The sequence below is a fragment of the Nocardia sp. NPDC050793 genome, assembly GCF_040654065.1.
Taxonomy (GTDB): Bacteria; Actinomycetota; Actinomycetes; order Mycobacteriales; family Mycobacteriaceae; genus Nocardia.
On record NZ_JBFAHG010000003.1, the window covers coordinates 397,734 to 416,724 of the forward strand.

At 65.4% G+C, this 18,991-nt stretch carries 14 protein-coding genes and 1 pseudogene; 3 read left to right on the forward strand and 12 right to left on the reverse strand.

Going from position 1 to position 18,991, the window contains the following annotated elements; genetic code table 11:
* Positions 1 to 229 precede the first annotated feature (229 nt).
* The gene (locus AB0H50_RS12385) at positions 230 to 1,609 is read left to right on the forward strand and encodes a sigma 54-interacting transcriptional regulator (RefSeq protein ID WP_357450407.1); all 1,380 of its coding nucleotides are present in this window, start codon (positions 230 to 232) and stop codon (positions 1,607 to 1,609) included.
* 202 nt (positions 1,610 to 1,811) lie between these two features.
* On the opposite strand, the gene AB0H50_RS12390 is transcribed toward AB0H50_RS12385, so the two are convergent.
* The 12 genes and pseudogenes from AB0H50_RS12390 to AB0H50_RS12445 all read right to left on the reverse strand — a co-directional run bounded on the left by AB0H50_RS12390 (position 1,812) and on the right by AB0H50_RS12445 (position 16,952).
* The gene (locus tag AB0H50_RS12390; protein WP_357450410.1) at positions 1,812 to 2,693 is read right to left on the reverse strand and encodes an amidohydrolase family protein; all 882 of its coding nucleotides are present in this window, start codon (positions 2,691 to 2,693) and stop codon (positions 1,812 to 1,814) included.
* Positions 2,629 to 4,248: a hypothetical protein gene (locus AB0H50_RS12395; RefSeq protein WP_357450413.1), complete on the reverse strand. Its 1,620-nt coding sequence runs from the start codon at positions 4,246 to 4,248 to the stop codon at positions 2,629 to 2,631. The genes AB0H50_RS12390 and AB0H50_RS12395 overlap by 65 nt, the downstream gene beginning before the upstream one ends.
* On the reverse strand, positions 4,232 to 5,578 hold the full coding sequence (locus AB0H50_RS12400; RefSeq protein WP_357450416.1) for a hypothetical protein: 1,347 nt from the start codon (positions 5,576 to 5,578) through the stop codon (positions 4,232 to 4,234). The genes AB0H50_RS12395 and AB0H50_RS12400 overlap by 17 nt, the downstream gene beginning before the upstream one ends.
* A gap of 27 nt (positions 5,579 to 5,605) precedes the next feature.
* Positions 5,606 to 6,340, reverse strand: a complete 735-nt coding sequence (locus AB0H50_RS12405) for a hypothetical protein (RefSeq protein WP_357450419.1) — start codon at positions 6,338 to 6,340, stop codon at positions 5,606 to 5,608.
* Between the two features lie 42 nt (positions 6,341 to 6,382).
* On the reverse strand, positions 6,383 to 7,189 hold the full coding sequence (locus AB0H50_RS12410) for a hypothetical protein (protein WP_357450422.1): 807 nt from the start codon (positions 7,187 to 7,189) through the stop codon (positions 6,383 to 6,385).
* A 177-nt stretch (positions 7,190 to 7,366) separates the two neighbouring features.
* Positions 7,367 to 8,359 carry a hypothetical protein gene (locus AB0H50_RS12415; RefSeq protein ID WP_357450424.1) on the reverse strand — a complete coding sequence of 331 codons (993 nt, stop codon included), beginning with the start codon at positions 8,357 to 8,359 and terminating at the stop codon, positions 7,367 to 7,369.
* A gap of 988 nt (positions 8,360 to 9,347) precedes the next feature.
* Entirely contained in the window at positions 9,348 to 10,298 is a 951-nt protein-coding gene (locus AB0H50_RS12420) for a hypothetical protein (protein WP_357450427.1), read from the reverse strand.
* A gap of 245 nt (positions 10,299 to 10,543) precedes the next feature.
* Positions 10,544 to 12,340, reverse strand: coding sequence for an acyl-CoA dehydrogenase (locus AB0H50_RS12425; protein ID WP_357450430.1), 1,797 nt, complete (start codon positions 12,338 to 12,340; stop codon positions 10,544 to 10,546).
* 153 nt (positions 12,341 to 12,493) lie between these two features.
* Positions 12,494 to 13,192, reverse strand: a pseudogene (locus tag AB0H50_RS12430) (3'(2'),5'-bisphosphate nucleotidase CysQ); the annotation flags it as partial.
* A gap of 6 nt (positions 13,193 to 13,198) precedes the next feature.
* Positions 13,199 to 15,034: an adenylyl-sulfate kinase gene (gene cysC / locus AB0H50_RS12435; protein ID WP_357450433.1), complete on the reverse strand. Its 1,836-nt coding sequence runs from the start codon at positions 15,032 to 15,034 to the stop codon at positions 13,199 to 13,201.
* The gene (gene cysD / locus AB0H50_RS12440) at positions 15,034 to 15,966 is read right to left on the reverse strand and encodes a sulfate adenylyltransferase subunit CysD (protein WP_357450436.1); all 933 of its coding nucleotides are present in this window, start codon (positions 15,964 to 15,966) and stop codon (positions 15,034 to 15,036) included. Before cysD ends, cysC begins: the two co-directional genes overlap by 1 nt.
* 32 nt (positions 15,967 to 15,998) lie before the next feature.
* Positions 15,999 to 16,952, reverse strand: coding sequence for a helix-turn-helix domain-containing protein (locus AB0H50_RS12445; protein WP_357450439.1), 954 nt, complete (start codon positions 16,950 to 16,952; stop codon positions 15,999 to 16,001).
* Positions 16,953 to 17,036: 84 nt separating this feature from the next.
* Here AB0H50_RS12445 and AB0H50_RS12450 point away from each other — a divergent pair, with 84 nt between their 5' ends.
* Together AB0H50_RS12450 and AB0H50_RS12455 are read left to right on the forward strand one after the other, a co-directional pair.
* Positions 17,037 to 18,200 carry a hypothetical protein gene (locus tag AB0H50_RS12450; protein WP_357450442.1) on the forward strand — a complete coding sequence of 388 codons (1,164 nt, stop codon included), beginning with the start codon at positions 17,037 to 17,039 and terminating at the stop codon, positions 18,198 to 18,200.
* Positions 18,200 to 18,976, forward strand: a complete 777-nt coding sequence (locus tag AB0H50_RS12455) for an SDR family oxidoreductase (protein ID WP_357450445.1) — start codon at positions 18,200 to 18,202, stop codon at positions 18,974 to 18,976. Before AB0H50_RS12450 ends, AB0H50_RS12455 begins: the two co-directional genes overlap by 1 nt.
* Positions 18,977 to 18,991 lie beyond the last annotated feature (15 nt).

Sequence of the window (18,991 nt, forward strand, 5' to 3'; positions counted from 1 at the left end):
GCGCCGTGCGAACGTTGTTCACAACAGCGCCCGCGACGTTGCGACCGGCTTGTCGGCGGGTGGCGGTGAATTCGTCGAAACTACAACTTCTTTGGCAAGCAATTGCTTGTGCGCCCACGGGTGGTCGCACGGGATAGCCTGTCGGTTGCAAGTTGCTCCGTCGCGAGCCGACATGGACTATCCTCGGTTCGTCAGACCTTGTACGAGACCGATGTTCGGTAGGAGGCTGATGTCGTGGATCCTCAATCTAAGCTTGCGCGCACCAGCGCAACGGATTGTCGAAACTCTTTGTGGGGCCGGTGCAGCGCTACGCATCGTCGAGGAACCCGACATCCTTGACCCGGTCGGGCTGATCGTCTGCTCGGATACGACAACCGCCCTGTGCGATGTCCTCGCAATGGCCAAAGCCGAGAACCTGCAAGTCTATTTACTTGCGATCGAAGAAAACGTAATAGATCCGTGGTGGGTACTGGAGCAAGGCGCGACCGACTATTCGGTATGGCACGACGATCCACGACCGATCCTCGCTCGACTGGAACGACTGGCCGAGGTCGAGGGGCTGTTGGACTCCACGCTCGTATCCGGCGTCATTATCGGACGAAGCCCGCTACTTCGTGCCGCATTGCGAGATCTGGTGATTGCGGCCCGATATGGATCGGCCCCTGTTCTCATTCTTGGCGAGACCGGTACCGGCAAGGAGCTCGCGGCGCGAGTGGTGCATTCGCTCAGCACCCATATCTGTACGGGCGAGCTGATCGTGGTGGACTGCACGACAATCGTGCCCACACTCATGGGAAGTGAACTTTTCGGGCACGAGCGCGGGGCGTTCACCGGTGCGGTAGGGATTCGGACGGGGGCCTGTGCGGCCGCGAATTCTGGCACCTTGTTTCTCGACGAGGTCGGGGAGCTTCCGCTCGACCTGCAGCCCGAACTCATGCGAGTGGTTCAGGAAGGTATGTACAAACGAGTCGGCGGCGACAGGTGGTTGCGGAGCAACTTTCGATTGGTTTGCGCGACGAATCGGAATCTCCTGGAAGAAGCCAATGAGAAACGGTTTCGCATGGACCTGTACTACCGGATCGCCGCCTCCACGGTGACGTTGCCCCCGTTGCGAGATCGGAAGGAGGACATAGTCCCGCTCTTCTGCCACTTCTACCGAGAGGCGAACAAGTCAGCGGATCACATTGTGCTCGACACAGCTGTGGAACTGGCATTGCGATCGCGCGATTATCGCGGGAATCTCCGTGACCTGCGACAGTTGGCGAATCGAGTGGCCGCGCGACATGTGGGGCCGGGACCGATCACACCGGGCGACTTGCCGATCGACGACCGCCCGACAGGTTTCCCAAGCCGTGCGGACTCAGGCGCTCCGACCGAGCATGGTGGAGCCGGGCCGAGTTCAACCGGCGACCTTGCCGACATGCTGGACACAGCCGCCGACCTCGCCGTCCAGCATGGCATGACGCTCAGAGCATTGAAAGAACAAGTCGGTGACCTGGCTGTCTCGGCAGCCCTGGCGCGCAGCAACGGAAACGTCAGAGCAGCTGCGGCGATGCTGGGAGTGACTGACCGCGCGATACAGCTACGGAAGGCGCATAGGTCCGATTGAAGGTATCGGCGAAATGCATTGTCAGGGGACTTTACTGCCGTGGCTACACAATCGGAGCCGGAGTTGATTCAGCCCTGACCTCAGCGCCTCCGGATAATTCGGCTTCATCTCCGCAATGCCCTTGGGTGACCGCACCTGCAGAATTTCCTTCTGGAGATGTGTCGCGATTCTCGATCGGCATCATCGTGGCGCTCCTGGCAAGCTATCGCCGTCGTCGGATGCCGGCAGACTTGCGTGCGCGGTGCGTGAGTCGGAGGACGTTCGCGGACAGAACGAGACGGGAGTCCTCCGGGGGGAGCCTGAGCGCGAAGATCTTGGTGAGTTCGACGAGGGGATTGAGGTACGGGCCGTCGGAGCCGAACAGCACTTTGTGCGGTCCGGCGTACCGGACCGCGTCGGCGAGCAGATCGAAATACCGCACACCGGAGGTGTCGGTGAAGACGTTGGGGAGCTTCGTGAGCAGGCTGATCATCCGGGTTTGCGCTCGCCAGTCGTCCGCGAACGACGACAGGTGAGGAATGATCCACCCCACATCGGGGTGACGTCGGGCCAGCGACTCCACTGTGGTGGTGTCGCCGTACGGGTCGTACAGCACAGGCATGTGGTGGGCCCGGGCCACAGCACCGATCTCGTCGGTCGCGGCCCCGTCACTCCAGTGCACTTTGATGCCGCACGCTCCCCATCGACGTGCTGCGGCGACCACGTGTGCGATCTTGCCTGCCTCGGTGACGGGGTTGACGAACACGTAGCCGAGGAAGCGCGTGGGATAGATACTTACCAACTCGCCGACTGCGCGATTTCCTTGTCTGTATCGACCGCCTGGAGGGGCCATGACGACTGTCAAAATGACGCCGGCAGAATCGGCTCGATCGACATAACGGTCGAACGAGCGATCCGGCGCCTCTCCGGTCAACGGCACATTGCCAAGTCCTAGATGACAGTGCGAGTCGACGATCTTCGTCGTCCTCGCGCAACGACCACCGCTATCCGCCACGTACCGAAGGTTTCGGTCCATGCGGTCATGTCCGCTGCACGTACTGATGCCGCAACCGCTGCGCGAGCAGAGTGGACGGCATGGTGGCATCCACACCAACCATGAGGTCGACTCCGGTCACCGCCCGGTAGGCGTGGATATAGCGCTGAACGGAGTTGCGGAATCGCAGCGCCCAATTTTCGGCGTCGGTTCCTTCGATGCCGGAGTCGTTCCACTGGCCGTGGCGGACGGACAACAGCAGCCTTTCTCCGTGTACCGCGAGGTCGAAGAAATGACTGATGCTCACATCAGACCAGTTCTGTAGCGACTTCATTGTATCGACGCGATCCATCCATTCCTCCTCGTACGGCACCATAGCCCGGCCACCAAGGAACTCCCGCATTTCGGGTTGTGCCAGGGCGAATTGCATGACGATCATTTCTTGCCGCGCTGTCAAAGGGAGATCGGCGAACTGGTTGTTCGCTCCGTAAGCCAAAATCAGGTGTAGTTCACGCAGGCTGCTGAGCAGCGGGAATGCATCCGCCTGCACTGTCTTGTCGTCGTATTCTTTGTAGAAGTGGTGCGTTGCGTTGAGCAAGCTGTGAAATGCTTCTAGGAACTGAGAGCGTCTTTCGACGGCCATTGCGCGCGGTGGGATTGCTCGGCCCACCAGGTGTAGCCCGTACTGGTATTCGTACTCGGCGGCACGCCGACGCACCGAAAGTCTTTCTCTCTCGGACTCGGCGAATCCCCATAGCAGGCTGCGTAAAGGAAGGAGTGGACTGACGCTCAACCGCGCAAGGGGGTCGCGTCCATTGTCGGCGATCCGATTCTGAAACCGCGCGAGGATGCGGTTCATGGTCTGCACGAGCATTCCTTCTTCCATCCAATAATTCCAGATGAGTTCTACCATCGGTACAGTCAGGAATGGAAAATTCCAACATCTCGACTTGTAGTTTGCGAGAAACGGATTAGCTAGATTGCTCCTCTTTCCGATTCCATAGACGTACGACGACTGAAGTCCCTCGGGCACCGTGCTCGAACTATCGAAGTCTTCTACCGGCTGACTTACCCACCGTGGATCTGCTGCCGAATTGACAAAGACTGAAGCCGCACGATCGAGCCGCTCGTAAGGACCGGTTCCGTGCCAGTTATCCTTTCCGCACTGTCCATCCAATTCGGTGTTGGCAGCGTTGATGAATTTCTCGAATCGTAGTCTCTCGGAGATTGATTCGATAAAGTTCCACAATACGGTATGATAACTGCTCGGTGTTGAACTCGGTACGAGCTCAACTTTATGGGGAACAGGCGGTATTACCTCGAACGTCTTACTTCCGTCGGCAACGAATCCCTCGGCGCTGAATTCATCGAGGACGCTGGATTCGGAAAGGTCACTGTAATAGTTGTCTGGATCAAATTTCCATGCAACTACGCATGCACCCGGATATTCGGGCTTTATGGCTATTTTTCGATATCTGTTGTTCGGAGGGTAATCGCTAATTTTTGGAAGATGAAATACCGCCGATATATTTGCGATGTCGTTCGATTCTGTTATCTGCTCGACAACGGCGGTCAACTCTTTCTCCTCTTCCTCTGATTCGGGTCTGAATTCTATAACTCCGTGTATCGTGGCTGTGATCGGATCTGGGTTAACGATGATCTCCATTTTTTACTCCATGACTATTCTGTCTACCGGGATCCGGTGGCGTATTACTCGGCTGATGCGGTGTGTTCACACGATGAACGGCATCTAAGCTGCTGCGCACCGCCCAGATGGTGAGCAGACGAGTCAGCAGTGCGTTCTCGGCTTCTGGCGAGATCGCACCGGTCGCTTTGGCTTGACCGATAACCGCGAACACCAGCGAGGGCGACTGCCGCGCCATGACCGCCACGTCGTCCCCCCACTCCTGGTGGAGACGGCCGAGATTCTCTGGCCTACGTTCCTTCAGCGGCCAAATGCTCCCTAGTTCGCGTCCTTTGAGCGCCGGGGCGCGGTGATGGACCAGCAGGTCGACGAGCCTGCCGATTGCCGCTTCGGTGTTCTCGATCCGAGTTCGCCGCGCCGACGGCAGTACGTCGATGGGGTACATCTGTTTCCAGGTCGAACGCATGATCTGCCACTGCGGATGCGGGTAGAGGGCCTCCCCGACGGCAGAACTGATCAGGACTCGCAGATACGGGGTAGGGTGCGGATCGTCCCCGGAATCGCGGAACACGAAGAACTTCGGGAGACTCACCACCGCGAGCAACCCGACCGTTGAGGTGAGTCCGAGCTTCCCGACGGACCACATGTCCGCGATGATCTCGCTGATCCACCGATCGAAAACCAGCCAGTGTCCGCCGGATTCGGTGCGGGCGGCGCGCCGGATGTCTACTCGGAGCGATGTCACGAGATCGAGCTGTGCCGCACCTTGGTGACCGACCTCGTGACACAGCGATGACGCTATCCCGCTCCCGATCATACGTTCTCGTGGAATGCGAATGATCGCAACAGGATTCGGCTTCCCTCCAGGAAGTCGAGTGTTCGCCCGCCGGATCGCCGCACCCGCTCCGCGTGCGAGGTAGCACACCGCGCGGGCCTCTCGTGTTCCTTCGACATCGACCCGCAGGGCGTCGTCGGCGAGTACGTCGAGACCCGAGAGCCAGATTCCGGTTTCGGCTTCGCTGCGTTGGGTGACAACTTCGGTGAACAGGTCGAACTGTGTCAGCACAACATTGAACTCGAGTCGTACGAGGACGAATCGCTTCTGTTGCTGCGCGGCAGGTGCCGAGCGTCCGGGACCGTGGAGCCAGCGCAAGAACTCGCTGACCTTCGTGCGGAGTTGTTCACGGCCCGCGTGCAGAAACCGCTCGATGATCAATTGCGCATCCGTCGGCAGCGCGGCGGCCTGCACCATCGTCTCGTGCATGACGAATGGTTTGATCTGGTTGAGCCTGCTCAACAGGCCGCGAGCCTCGCTGTCGAGCAACGCGGCGACAACTGCACCGGTTTCCATCGCGGATGCCCTCTCCCTACCGGCGTCCTACAGTCCGTAGAGGACGACCTGACCGTTTCGTCGTACCCACCGGCCCTGGCTGGGCGCGTCCCCTCCGACGTCCTGGCCCCACGTGCCGCTGTTGTCCCATCCGTATCCCGGACTGCCGTACCAGCGACGGCGTCGGCGCCACGGGCGTCGCGCCGACGATCGCAGCAGTGCCGGTGCATACCTTCGTGCGGAACCCACGATCGCCGCACGAACCGCGACCGGAGGGGGAACGGACCTCGGCGTGCGATAGGCGTTGCGGTAGGCGCCCCGCGCGAAGCTCACGAATCTGTGCGCCGCTAATTCTTCGGCGGTGATTTCTCCCAGCGCCTCCGCTTCCTCCTCTTCGAGGAGATTGCCTGCCAGGGAACCGAGCCGACTTCCCAAGGCGGTCCCGATACCCGGTGCGATGAACGAGCCGATAGCGCCGCCGACCATGGGAAGGCCTGCCTTGGCCACGGACTTCAACACGCCGCCCAGCGCCTTGCCGATCGGTGATCTGATGAACTTGCCTGCTCTGCGGACGACGCTGCGGGCTAGTTTCCCGAGGAACTGATCGAGTTCTTCCTCGGATGTGATTTCGAGCAATTCCATCGCGAGTTCGTGTTCCATCGCGTAGTTCTCGTCCTCATCCTCCGATTCCTGGAACGAGCCTTCTTGGTACTCGTCCTCGGATTCGCCGGACCATTCGAACTGCGAGGAAGCTTCCCCGGGGTACTCGTATGCCGTACTCATGTCGTGCTCCTCAGCTGGGGTTTGATCGTCTAGGGGCGAGAGTCATCCGGCTCCGAAGAGCACGATGTTGCGTCCGCGGCGGACCCATCGCCCGCCCTGATTCCGTCTCGAGGATCCTTGGGCGGATCTCGACGCCCCCGACGGTCCGGCGGATGGCCGCGTCAGCCCAGGAAGGTATCGCTGTGCCGCTAGCAGGGCGGCACGGCGAGCCGCGATCGCCGGCGGCACATTACGAGGTGTTCGAGCGAGATTGCGCGCGGCGGCGCGCGCGTAACGGATGAAGGCCCTCGCGTTCACCAGCTCGCGATCCTCCGCCGACAATCCTTCTGTTTGCAGTCCGGTCTCGAACGACGCGGCCGCCGCCCGGCCGAGGTGTTTGCCCACGTCAGCACCGCGGTCCGGGGAGAGGTAGCCGCCTACGGCTTGTCCGATGTGGGGAAGGGCGCGCCTTGCCGAATCCTTCAGAATCTTCCCGATCGCTCGCCCTGCGTCCGATGACGCGAAGTTCTTCGCCGCAGTGATGGCCCCACTGATCAGATTGCCGAGGAACCGGTCCAGTTCCTCCTCGCTGTTGAGCGCAAGCAGCTCGGATGCGAGTGCCAGTTCCTGCCCGTCGACCTCGCCGTAAGTTTCCTCTTCGCCGGACGAGCCCCATTCGCCGAAGATCGAGCCGGTGTTCTCCTGCGATTCTTCGCCGTAGATCTCCCCTTCGCCAGAGAATTCCTCCTCGCCCTCGCCGTAGCTCTCTTCCTCCCCGTAGATCTCCCCCTCGCCGAAGAATTCCTCTTCACCGTAGGTACCGCTTTCGTTCGGCATGGCCTCGAAAAGCGCGCGATCGATGTCGTGCATGGTTGTTCCTCTCGTCGGTCTGTGCCCGAATCGGCAGCCGCCGCGGCACCGCAGTAGCCGCGCACAAGGCCCTACCTCCATGGCTGCACAATCTGTGCCAGGACCGGCAGGGCGAAAACGGCTGGTGGAAGCGAAGAGACGACGAACTGCACTTCGGTCCGTTCGAGCGCGCCGAAGTCAGGTTCGCGGTGACCGGTGGCCCTGCGCCGCGATGCCGAGCTGAGAACGGTATTTGGCGACGGTGCGGCGTGTGACCTCGAAGCCGGTACCGGCGAGTAGTTCTCGCAGTTCTCGATCAGTACGCAGCCCGTCGGAGTCCGAGGCCAGGGCTGCGAGCTGAGCATGGGCGGCGACCGACTTCCCGAACAGGTCTGCCAGCCCTGCGACGTGGCCGTCGGGTAGGCGCAGACGCTTGCCCCGCACGGCTCGGCTCACGGTGGAGGGATGCAGCCCGAGTTCCTTGGCGATTGCTGTTCTGGTCAGCGGGACATGGTCCATCGGTCCGTGCGCGATGAATGCTCGCTGTCGATCGACGGCAACTCCGGCCACCCTCGTCAGCACATCCGCGCGGGCATCGATCTGGTGCAGCAGTCGCCGGGCTGCGACGTCATGGGGGGCGAGCCAGCTTCGCGCCTCGGCATCCGCGACGATCTCGGGAGCGAGTGCCGTGACTCGTAGGCCGAACCATGCACTGTTCGGAACTTCTACGCGGAACGTGTTCGGTCCGTCGGGATAGAGGAACACGTCAGGCTGTTGGCGCAGCGCAGGGCGCGACGGACGAATACTGACGAAGGGACGCAGTCGTGAACGGATCAGTTCCGTAGCATGCGTGAGGTCAGCCTCGGTGACACCGAGTGCGGCCGTGGCCGCGGCATGATTCTCCTCGGCGAGCAGGCCCAGGTGGTCCTGCACGAGCGTCACGAACCAGGCCGGTGCGGCACCGGTGTCACGCAAGACCTCGGCCTGGGCGGTGAGTAGCCCGATAATCGTGGTCTCGCCGATGCCGGGAGGACCGACCACGCGGATTGCGCGGAGAGCTTCGGCCACCGCATCGATGTCCAGGCCGTGCAGCGCTGCGATCTCTTCGGGTTCGGCGTCCAGCAGGCCCCGGTCGGTCAGATGAGCCAACACCAGCGGCAGCGCGACGCGGCATGCGGAACGGATCTCCATGCCTGCCGCCGCTTCGAGCGTGCAGAAAGGATCGACGACAGGCTCCGGAACGGATGCGGCAGCTGTGCCGGAACGAGCGCAGTCGATACACACCCCGGATCGGCAGTGCCGGCCGCATCCCACGCACGGCGCGCCATCCTGCCGTTCCAACAATGGGTTGTCGCGGAGCGCAGTGTCTACCGCAGCATCGACCTCGAGATGTGTGGCGGGTAGCAACGTGAGCGTGTGCAAGACCGCGGCCGTCGCGGACACGGTGAGATCGGTCCTTGGGGTGATACCGAGGGCAGGTGCCGCTCCGTACACGAGAAGTATCGTAGGCGCCTACTATCGCGTCCGGATCGAAAGCCGAGACGATCGCGCCGACGCGGTACTGCGTTTCCGCGACGGCGAGGTGGTCGCCGCACTTGTCTGCACAGCCAGCTCGACAAGCGAAGCCGGCCCGCGACAGGCGGCGTAGGACCGCGAACCTCGCAGGTGACGCAGTTTCGGTCCGTCTGTCTGCGTATGTACGGTATCGGAGCGGGAACGAGGTCGCCGTGGATGTCGACGTCCTCCGTAGCTGTCCGCAGTCTTCGCCTCTCCGGCGCGTACCGGCACGGGTGTGGGCGATCGTGATAACGGTGTCGCCCGGCTTGCGTAAGTCCAGTATCCGGCCCGGGCGGAGTGTGCCGCTCAGAGATCGGCGGCGGCCATGATGCCGCAGCGGCCGCGCATGAATAGGCCTGCACTGGAACAGAACCAGGCGCCGCTGTCGTCGTCGCTGTGGTCGCGTCGGGAACTGTCTTACCGCCCCGACGAACACCCGAGCACCGCAACGGCCCATCCCGCCGCCAGTACAAGTCGAAGCCCCACGCCACTTCCTCAACCGTTCCGCCTGCTCAACCGACCCTACCCAGCGATCGAATACTGGCCCAGCACGGACTTACCGGCCCGCCAGTGTCGCCGGGATTCCCACCCTTCCGGTTCTCCCTGGAATGCACCGGTCCGGTCAACTGCTGGCTTCCTCCTGGGCCGGATCGGACTCAGGCGCCGTGTCGCCCTGCTCTGGTGGCGTCTCGGCGGACTCGGAAGGTGTGCTTTCGGGCTCCGGGGGTGTGCTGAGGGCCTGCGGAGGCGCGCTGAAGGCGTGCACGGCACCGAGCGCCGCACCGACGCCGGCGCCGATGGCCGCGAGGGGGACGGCCATGAGGGCCGCGCCGTAAGCAGCACCCATCGGCCCCGCGGCGAGGCCGATCGGCGCGAACGGCAGGCCGATGGCCCCGCCGATCACACCGCCCATGGCGGCCCCGAACAGCGCGAACGGGCTCGCCACCACCGTGCCCGCGGCCGCACCGATCGCGGCGGAGCCCACGGTCTGGCTCGCGATGCGGTCGGACCTGGTGCGCTCCATACCGACCGAGTCGAGGAATGTGGCGATGTTGGCCTCTGCTTGCGCGGCGCCGTCGTTGAGCTGGATCGCCTGCTCCCGATAGAGCCATTCCGGTGCGTCGACTTGCACGTCTCCGAAGCGCAACTTGTGTGGCGGCGGCGCGATGGGCGGCACCGGGGCGACCGGAACGGGCAGGTGCAGAACGTCTATCGGTGCCAGGTATTTCTTGTCCGGCATCGGCCGCGCCCACTGCAGCGAACTCAGCGTGTCCTCCGGAATATGCAGACCCTGGTACGGACGTACGTTCGGCTCCTGGGCCGCGGGCCACTGCTGCGACGGATCGGCTTCCGCTTCGCCGGTCTCGTCCGTCCCGGTGATCTGGTCCGCCTCGCCGGTCCAGCCGAGCTGCTCGGCTCGGTCGGCCTCGGTCGCCGGGACGGACCGATCGGGCCCCGCGTTCGCGGTTCCGGTTCCCACCAGCGCGACGACCAAGGGGATCGTGCCCGCTACGACAATCGAGCCCATCTTCTGCCGACGCGCGTCGACTGCTCGATGCTTGCCTGTGCCCATAGATCGCCTTTCATCCGGAAGGAGACTTCGACGCTTCACATTCGGATTCGCTGGCGACCTGGATTGGTCGAGCTCGCTATGACATCACGAATTGGCACAACTGCGTGTTTTGCCGGCTAGCTCGCTTTGGTCGTGCAACCGGGCGCTGAACTGTGGAAACAGGGTGGCTAACGGTTATTGCGCCACCCTGTTTCCCGGGCCTGGGTGTCGATCACGCAGATTCGAACAGTCGATCTCGAGCGTGCTCAGAACCAGTCGTCGCGCATTTCCAGCGTGGTGCGGTCGAGCGCGTCGAGCAGGTCCAGCTGCGGACCGGTCTTGGGCAACTCGTAGCGGAAGAAGTAGCGGGCCGCGGCGCGCTTGCCGTCGTAGAAATCGCCCTCGCGGTCGGCCGCGGCCACCACCTGCTCCAGCCAGATCCACGCGACCACGATGTGTCCGAACGCCTCGAGGTAGACGGTCGAGTTCGCCATCGCCGCGGCCGGATCGCCCGCCGCGAACATGCCCGCGGTGACGAGCAGCAGGCGCTGCCAGGACGAGTCCAGCTCCACCGCGAATTCCTCCGCGTCACCACCCTTTTCGGTGGCGGCCTCGACGGTCGTCGCGATGCGTTCCCCGAGCAGGCGCAGCGAGGCGCCCTCGTGCTGGATCACCTTGCGGCCCAGCAGATCCAGGCCCTGGATGCCGTGCGTGCCCTCGTGGATCGGGTTGAGGCGGTTGTCGCGGTAGTGCTGCTCGACGTCGTACTCGCGGGTGTAGCCGTAGCCGCCGTGCACCTGGATGGCGAGGCTGTTGGCCTCCAGACACCACTGCGAGGGCCAGCTCTTCGCGACGCCGGTCAGGATTTCCAGCAGCAGCGTGTGTTCGCGGGCGGTCTGCTCGTCGGCGGCGGTGCGGCGCAGGTCGACCAGCCGGTTGCAGTAGAGCAGAAGGGCCAGCGCGCCCTCGACATAGGCCTTCTGCGCCAGCAGCATTCGCTTCACGTCGGCGTGCTCGATGATCGGGATCTGCGGCGCGGCAGGGTCTTTGGCGGCCACCGCGCGACCCTGGTGCCGCTGCCTGGCGTACTCCACGGACTTGAGATAGCCGGTGTAGCCGAGCGCGGTGGCGCCGAGGCCGACGCCGAGCCGCGCCTCGTTCATCATGTGGAACATGTAGGACAGTCCGCGGTGCGGTTCGCCGACCAGGTAGCCCACCGCGCCCGCCGCGCCGCCAGGGGTGTGCCCGCCCTCGCCGAAGTTGAGCACCGTGTTGGTGGTGCCGCGGTAGCCCATCTTGTGGTTGAGCCCGGCCAGCACGACGTCGTTGCGCTCACCGAGCGTGCCGTCCGCGCCCACCAGGAACTTCGGGACGACGAACAGCGAGATGCCCTTGGTGCCCGCCGGACCGCCCGTGATCTTGGCCAGCACCAGGTGCACGATGTTCTCCGTGAGCTCGTGATCGCCGCCGGAGATCCACATCTTCGACCCGAACAGCCGATAGGTGCCATCGGCCTGCGGTTCGGCGCGGGTGACGATGTCGGCCAGCGACGACCCGGCCTGTGGCTCCGACAGGCACATGGTTCCGGTGAACCTGCCCTCGACCATGGGCCGGACGAAACGGTCGATCTGGTCCTGAGTCCCGTGCGCGGCAAGGAGATTGGCGTTGCCGATGGTCAGGAACAGGTAGCCGGAGGTGCCGACGTTGGCGGCCTGGAACCAGCTGAACCCGGCGGCCTCCACGGCGGCGGGCAGTTGCAGGCCGCCGATCCGCTCGTCCATGCCCGCCCCGACCAGGTTCGCCTTGGTGAACGCCTCGACGGCCGCCTTCACCTCGGGGATGATCGTCACCCGCTCCCCGTCGAAGGTCGGCTCGTTGCTGTCGTTGCGCTTGTTGTGCGGCGCGAAATACCGGGTGGCGATGTCCTCGCAGAGATCGAGGAAGCCGTCGAAGGTCTCCCTGGAATGCTCCGCGAAACGGGGGAACGCGGCCAGGTCCTCGACCCGCAGCCATTCGTACAGCAGGAAGTCGAGATCCCTGCGGGAGATCAGGTTCGAGCGCACGGCCATCCTCTCGCGAACATCACTGCCGGGGCGCGGTTTCGCCCCGAAGTATTTGATACGTTACTACCAATGTGTCGCGAATGGGTGGTTCGGTTACCGCGATCGGGCCTCGGCGGCCGCCACCGCCTCGAGCAGCGGCGTTCGCCACGACGCCCGGCATATCAGCAGGTCGGGCAGGTAGGGGTGGGGACGGTTGTACTCCAGCGGGCTGCCGTCGACCCGGGACGCGTGCAGGCCGGCCGCCAGCGCGACGCCGACGGGCGCCGCGGAATCCCACTCGTACTGTCCGCCCGCGTGCAGGTAGCCGTCGGCCTCGCCGCGCACCACCGCCATCGCTTTGGCGCCCGCCGAGCCCATCGGCACCAACCGTGCGCCGACGGCGTCGGCGACGTCGGCTGCCCAGGCGGGCGGCCGCGAATCGCTCACCAGGAGGCGCGGCTCTCCGGGGGCGGCGGCGGGGCAGGGCGCGTCGCTGGCGTGCACCCGGCCCAGCGGGGGCTGCGCCACGGCCGCGGCGGTGATGCCTCGGCCGCGTTCCCACAGCGCGACGTGCACGGCCCAGTCCGAGCGGCCGGGTATGGCGTACTCGCGGGTGCCGTCGAGCGGATCGATGATCCACACCCGGTCGGCGGTGAGCCGCGCCGGGTCGTCCGCGGATTCCTCGGAGAGCACCGCGTCGCCCGGCCGTGCCGCGGCGAGTTCGGCGAGCAGGAAGTCGTTGGACAGGGCGTCGCCGCGCGCTCCGAGGTCCGGGGGCGGCGGGCCACCGGCAGATAATTCCTCGCGTAGGGCGCGCAGCAGGGTTCCTGCGCGTTCGGCCAGGTCGGCGGCCAGGCGGGCATCGGTGAGCATTGTTTGTCAGTCCAGGGTGTCCAGCAGGGTCAGGATGGTCGCGGCCATGGCGGCCGGGTCGCCGTCGGCGGGGCGCAGCGCCAGATCCGGTGCGGTGGGCGCCTCGTAAGGATCATCGATGCCGGTGAAGCCTCGGATCTCGCCCGCCCTCGCCTTGGCGTACATGCCCTTCGGATCGCGCGCCTCGCAGATCTCCAGCGGCGTGTCGACGAACACCTCGACGAACGGGAGCCCGGCCGTCTGGTGTGCGGCGCGCACCCGCTCGCGGTCGGCACGGTACGGGCTGATCAGCGAAACGACCGCCACCACACCGGCTTCGGCGAACAACCGGGCCACCTCGCCGACGCGGCGGATGTTCTCGACCCGGTCCGCGGCGGAGAAACCGAGATCGGCGTTCAAGCCGTGCCGCAGGTTGTCGCCGTCCAGCAGGAACGCGGGACGCCCCGACGCCACCAGCCGCCGCTCCAATTCGACAGCGACCGTGGACTTTCCGGAACCCGACAGGCCCGTGAGCCAGACCGTCGCGCCGCGGGTGGCGCGCTCCTCGCGACCGACCGCGGTCGAGTGCCAGACCACCCGGGCCGAGGGCAGCGTCGGACCGGTGATCATGCCCGCGGCGACGGTATTGTTCGTCGCCTCGTCGACCAGGATGAAGCTGCCGGTCGAGCGATTGCGGCGGTAGGGGTCGAACAGCAGCGGCTGCCGGGTGCGCAGCTGGATGCGGCCGATCTCGTTGAGCGACAAGGATTCCGCGTGCTCGTCGCGATGCAGGGTGTTCACGTCGAGCCGATAGTCCAGGCTGCGGACCTCCGCAGTCGCGGCGCGGGTGGTGTGGCGCACCGTGTATCGGGCGCCGGGCGTCAGCGCGGAGTCCTCGGCGAACCAGCACACCATGGCGTCGATGTCGCGGCCCACCTGCGGGCGGTTGGCCGGACGGCAGATCAGGTCGCCGCGCGAGATGTCGATCTCGTCATCGAGCTGCATCGTGATCGCCTGCGGGGGAAAGGCTTCGGACACCGCGACGCCGCCCGGACCCCAGATCGCCGCGACGGTTGTGGTGAAACCCGAAGGCAGCACGGCAACTTCGTCCCCCGGCTTGAACACTCCGCCCGCCACGGTGCCTGCGTAACCGCGGAAATCCTGGCCGTGCCTGCGGGTCACGTATTGCACGGGGAAGCGCGCGTCGATGAGATTGCGGTCGGAGGCGATGTGCAACTCCTCGAGGTGGTGCAGCAGGGGCGTGCCCTCGTACCAGGGCATGCTGGCGCCGTGGTGCACGATGTTGTCACCCTGTAGCGCCGAGACCGGGATGAAGGACAGGTCGGCGACTTCGAGCTTGGTGGCGAAACCGGCGAATTCCTCGCGGATCTCGGTGAACCGCTGCTGGGACCAGCCGACCAGATCCATCTTGTTCACGCACAGCACCAGGTGCGGAATACCGAGCAGGCTGGCCAGGAAGGCGTGGCGGCGAGTCTGTTCCAGCACGCCCTTGCGCGCGTCGACCAGGATGAGCGCGACGTCGGCGGTGGACGCGCCGGTCACCATGTTGCGCGTGTACTGGATGTGTCCCGGGGTGTCGGCGATGATGAACTTGCGCCGCGGCGTGGCGAAGTACCGGTGCGCCACGTCGATCGTGATGCCCTGTTCGCGCTCCGCGCGCAGTCCGTCGGTGAGTAGCGCGAGATCCGGGTAGTCGTCGCCGCGCTCGCGGCTGGTGCGTTCCACGGCGGCGAGCTGATCGGTGAAGATCATCTTGGAGTCGTAGAGCAGACGGCCGATCAGGGTCGACTTGCCGTCGTCGACGCTGCCCGCGGTGGCGAGGCGCAGCAGGGTGGTGGCCATCAGAAGTACCCTTCTCGTTTGCGATCTTCCATGCCCGCCTCGGAGATGCGGTCGTCGGCGCGGGTGGCGCCGCGTTCGGTGACGCGGGCGGCGGCGACCTCGGCGACCACGTCGGCGGGGGTGGCCGCGGTGGATTCCACGCATCCGGTGCAGGTCGCGTCCCCGACGGTGCGGAAGCGCACGGTCGCCTCGTAGGGCCGCTCGCCGTCGAGGAGTCGCAGGAACCTGGTGTGCGCCAGCAACATTCCGTCGCGCTGCACGACAGAGCGGCGGTGCGCGTAGTACAGCGGGGGAAGCTCGATCGCCTCGGCCACGATGTAGCTCCAGATATCCAGTTCGGTCCAGTTGGAGAGCGGGAAGACCCGGATGTGCTCGCCGGGGCGGTGCCTGCCGTTGTACAGATTCCACAGTTCGGGGCGCTGGGCGCGCGGCTCCCACTGCCCGTATTCGTCGCGGAAGCTGAAGACCCGCTCCTTGGCGCGGACCTTCTCCTCGTCGCGGCGGGCGCCGCCGAAGACCGCGTCGAAGCCGCCCTCCCGGATGCTGCGCAGCAGCGTGCTGGTCTGTAGCCGGTTGCGCGAGGCGCGCGGACCGGTGTCCTCCACGACCCGGCCCGCATCGATGTCGTCCTGCACCCGGCCGACGATCAGCCGCAGGCCGAGGCGCTCGACGGTGCGGTCGCGGAACTCGATGACCTCGTCGAAGTTGTGTCCGGTGTCGATGTGCAGCACCGGGAACGGTAGCGGCGCCGGCCAGAAGGCCTTCGCCGCCAGGTGCAGCATCACCACCGAATCCTTGCCGCCGGAGAACAGCAGCACCGGACGTTCGAAGGTGGCTGCCACTTCACGGAATATGTGCGCCGACTCGGCCTCGAGCGCGTCCAGATGGGGGAGCTCGTAGGTGCTCGCCGTCGACTTTGCGTACTGGCTCACGCCCCAAAACTAGAACAGGTTTCGGTCAGTGGTCAACGGGTCGGCCGCGCCGCGCCGTCGCGGTGTGTCGCGTTCCCGGACGCTTCGGGGCGGCCCGCCGTGCGGTCTTCGAGCGGTTTGCGACCGCCGGACGCGCTGGTCACCGCGTCTGCGGCGGCGACCAATGCCATTCCGCGGCGGGCGATTTCGGCGCCGGTGATGGACGCGCCGACGTACATCGTGAGCACCATGTTCTGCCTCCCGTTGCCGCCGTAGGTCGGCGCGGCGAGCAGGCTCACCGGGTGCTCCTTGCGCGGCCGGAGATCCGCGCCGAGATACACCCGTTCGCCCAGGCTCGAGACCAGCTCGCCGACCAGTTCGCGCAGCTCGTCGGGCAGATCGCGGGCGGCGACGCCGGCCAGCAGCGAGTACAGCCGCCGCCCTGCCGCGGTCAGGCTTTCCACCAGGTAGCCGCGCTCGCGGCACTCGGCGACCACTTGGCGCAAACGCGCCTCGTCTTGCCGGAGCGGGACGGTGGGCGGGATGGCCAGCCACGCGTCGAACGCCGCATCGGTGTCCCACAGCACGTACATCAGGCCGACGGGCGGCGCGAAGTGGTAGGACGCGCCCATCTTCACCATGCCGGGGCCGGTGCTCTCCAGTACCGAGATCCGGTCGCCGACCACCGCCGACGCGGTGCAGGTCGTGCGGTACCGCGCGCTGAGTTCGGCCAGCTCGGCGCGGGCGATGGCCGAGATGGCGAAGCTGTCCTGGGCGACCCGGCCCGCCGCGATCAGCGCGGGTCCGAGACCGTAGACGTGGGTGTGCGGATCACGCACCAGGTAGCCGCCCGCGGTCAGCTCGGTGAGAATGCCCAGGCAGGTGGGCTTGGCCATGTTCAGTTCGCGGGCCAGCTCAGAGAGTCCGAAGCGCTTGCCGCGCTGCTCGACGAGGAAATCCAGTAGCTGGACCACCCGTTCGGTGGGGGCGGATCGGCGCGCGACCATGGACAACTCCTAGAACACGTTCTAATCTTGCTCGTATCGAAATGTACCAGAGCGGTACATATTTGGACCACCCGGGAGAGCCTCTTGCTGACCCAGCCGTTCGCGGACGCGATCGCCGCCGCCGAGCAGATCATCACCGAAGCACCGCATATCCGGACCGAACAGGATCTCGTGGAGGGCTACGACTACCTCGCGGGCAGCATTCGCGCGGCCCTGCAGATGGCGTGGGCCTACGAGCGTGACTTCCCGTTCTTCGTCCAGTCGACGGGGCCGTACACCAAGATGGGCTTGGACAACCCCGACACCCTGTACTTCCACGCCTATCTGCGACCGGACGCGGAATATCTGGTGACCGGCACCCGCGGCACCACCAGAGACCTCAGCTTCCAGGTGCTCAACGGCAACTATTCGCCGGTGGACGTGCCCGACAGCGAGACCGCCTTCGACGATCGGGCGCTGGACGTGGCGGCCGACGGCTCCTACCAGCTGCGGCTCGGCCCGGGCGAAGCGCGGCCCGGCTACGTGCACCTGGCGCCGGATTCGGCGATGCTGGTGGTGCGCGAGGTCTTCAGCGACTGGTCCACCGAGAAACCGGGCACCCTGCGCATCCAGCGCGTCGACACAATCGGCGACGCGCCGCCCCCGCTCACCAAGGATCTGTTGACCAAGCGCTACGGGATCGCGGGCAAGATGCTGCTGTCCCGGTTGAAGACGTTCCTGGCCTTCCCGGAGTGGTTCTATCTGAACCTGCCGGTGAACACGATGACCGAACCGCGCTCCACCCCGGGCGGGCTCACCACCCAGTTCTCCTCGGCGGGCCACTACGAGCTTGCCGACGACCAGGCCATGATCATCACGGTCCCCAAGTCGGACGCGCCCTACCAGGGCTTCCAGCTGGGCAGCATGTGGTACCTGTCGCTGGACTACATCAACCACCAGACCAGCCTCACCGCCGACCAGGCCCGCGTCGATCCGGACGGGATGATCCGGCTGGTGGTCAGCGAGCGCGACCCCGGACTGGCGAACTGGATCGAGCGCACCGGGCACGCCAGGGGCTACCTTCAGTTCCGCTGGCAGCGGCTCTCCCGTGATCTCAAACCCGAGGACGGGCCGACCGTGGAGATCGTGACGGTCGACGAATTGCCCACGCGGCTGGCGTATTACGAGCAGGCGCGGGTGACGCCCGAGGAATGGAAGGCACGGATCGCGGCCCGTCAGGTCGCCGTCGCGGAGAGGATGCTCGGCTGATGTTGTTGCAGGACAAGGTGGTTGTGGTCTCCGGCGTGGGGCCCGGGCTCGGCAGGGCCATCGCGGTGCAGGCGGCCAAGGCGGGCGCGGACGTGGTGCTCGCCTCGCGCACCGAATCGCGGCTGACCGAGGTCGCCAAGGAGATCGCCGAGGTCGGCAGGCGCGCGGTGGTGGTGCCCACCGACATCAACGACGAAGCGGCGGTGGCGAATCTGGTCGAGACGGCCACCGGTGCGTTCGGCCGGGTGGACACGCTGGTGAACAACGCCTTCGCCATTCCGCCGCTGGCGGATCTGGCCGTGGTCGACCTCGATCAGGTGCGGGCCGGGTTCGAGACGAACGTGCTGGCCGCGTTGCGTCTGACCCGGTTGTTCGTACCCGCGCTCACCGAGACGAAAGGCTCGGTGGTGATGATCAATTCGGCCGTGCTGCGCCACTCCCGGCGCACCTTCGGCCCGTACAAGATGGCCAAGGCCAGCCTGCTGGCGCTGGCGCAGAGCCTGGCGACCGAACTGGGCCCCAAGGGCATCCGGGTGAATTCGGTGGCGCCGGGCTACATCTGGGCCGACAACCTGAAGTGGTATTTCAACTACCTCGCCCAGCAGCGGGGGATCACGCCGGAAGAGGTCTACGCCGAGACCGCGTCGACCATCGACCTGCGCAAGCTGCCCGAACCCGACGAGATCGCAGACGCCGTCGTCTTCTTCGCCTCGCCGCTGGCGCGGGCGATCACCGGCGCGTGTCTGGACGTCAATGGCGGCGAGTACCACCACTGATCGAACACCACCGAT

What these genes read in the sequence shown, in the direction of transcription:
- cysC (WP_357450433.1), bottom strand. Translation starts at nt 15,034, where the DNA reads ATGGCCACCACCCTGCTGCGCCTCGCCACCGCGGGCAGCGTCGACGAC.
- AB0H50_RS12395 (WP_357450413.1), bottom strand. Translation starts at nt 4,248, where the DNA reads ATGGAGATCATCGTTAACCCAGATCCGATCACAGCCACGATACACGGA.
- AB0H50_RS12390 (WP_357450410.1), bottom strand. Translation starts at nt 2,693, where the DNA reads ATGCCACCATGCCGTCCACTCTGCTCGCGCAGCGGTTGCGGCATCAGT.
- AB0H50_RS12415 (WP_357450424.1), bottom strand. Translation starts at nt 8,359, where the DNA reads ATGGAGATCCGTTCCGCATGCCGCGTCGCGCTGCCGCTGGTGTTGGCT.
- AB0H50_RS12420 (WP_357450427.1), bottom strand. Translation starts at nt 10,298, where the DNA reads ATGGGCACAGGCAAGCATCGAGCAGTCGACGCGCGTCGGCAGAAGATG.
- AB0H50_RS12400 (WP_357450416.1), bottom strand. Translation starts at nt 5,578, where the DNA reads ATGGAAACCGGTGCAGTTGTCGCCGCGTTGCTCGACAGCGAGGCTCGC.
- AB0H50_RS12405 (WP_357450419.1), bottom strand. Translation starts at nt 6,340, where the DNA reads ATGAGTACGGCATACGAGTACCCCGGGGAAGCTTCCTCGCAGTTCGAA.
- AB0H50_RS12385 (WP_357450407.1), top strand. Translation starts at nt 230, where the DNA reads ATGTCGTGGATCCTCAATCTAAGCTTGCGCGCACCAGCGCAACGGATT.
- AB0H50_RS12410 (WP_357450422.1), bottom strand. Translation starts at nt 7,189, where the DNA reads ATGCACGACATCGATCGCGCGCTTTTCGAGGCCATGCCGAACGAAAGC.
- AB0H50_RS12445 (WP_357450439.1), bottom strand. Translation starts at nt 16,952, where the DNA reads ATGGTCGCGCGCCGATCCGCCCCCACCGAACGGGTGGTCCAGCTACTG.
- AB0H50_RS12455 (WP_357450445.1), top strand. Translation starts at nt 18,200, where the DNA reads ATGTTGTTGCAGGACAAGGTGGTTGTGGTCTCCGGCGTGGGGCCCGGG.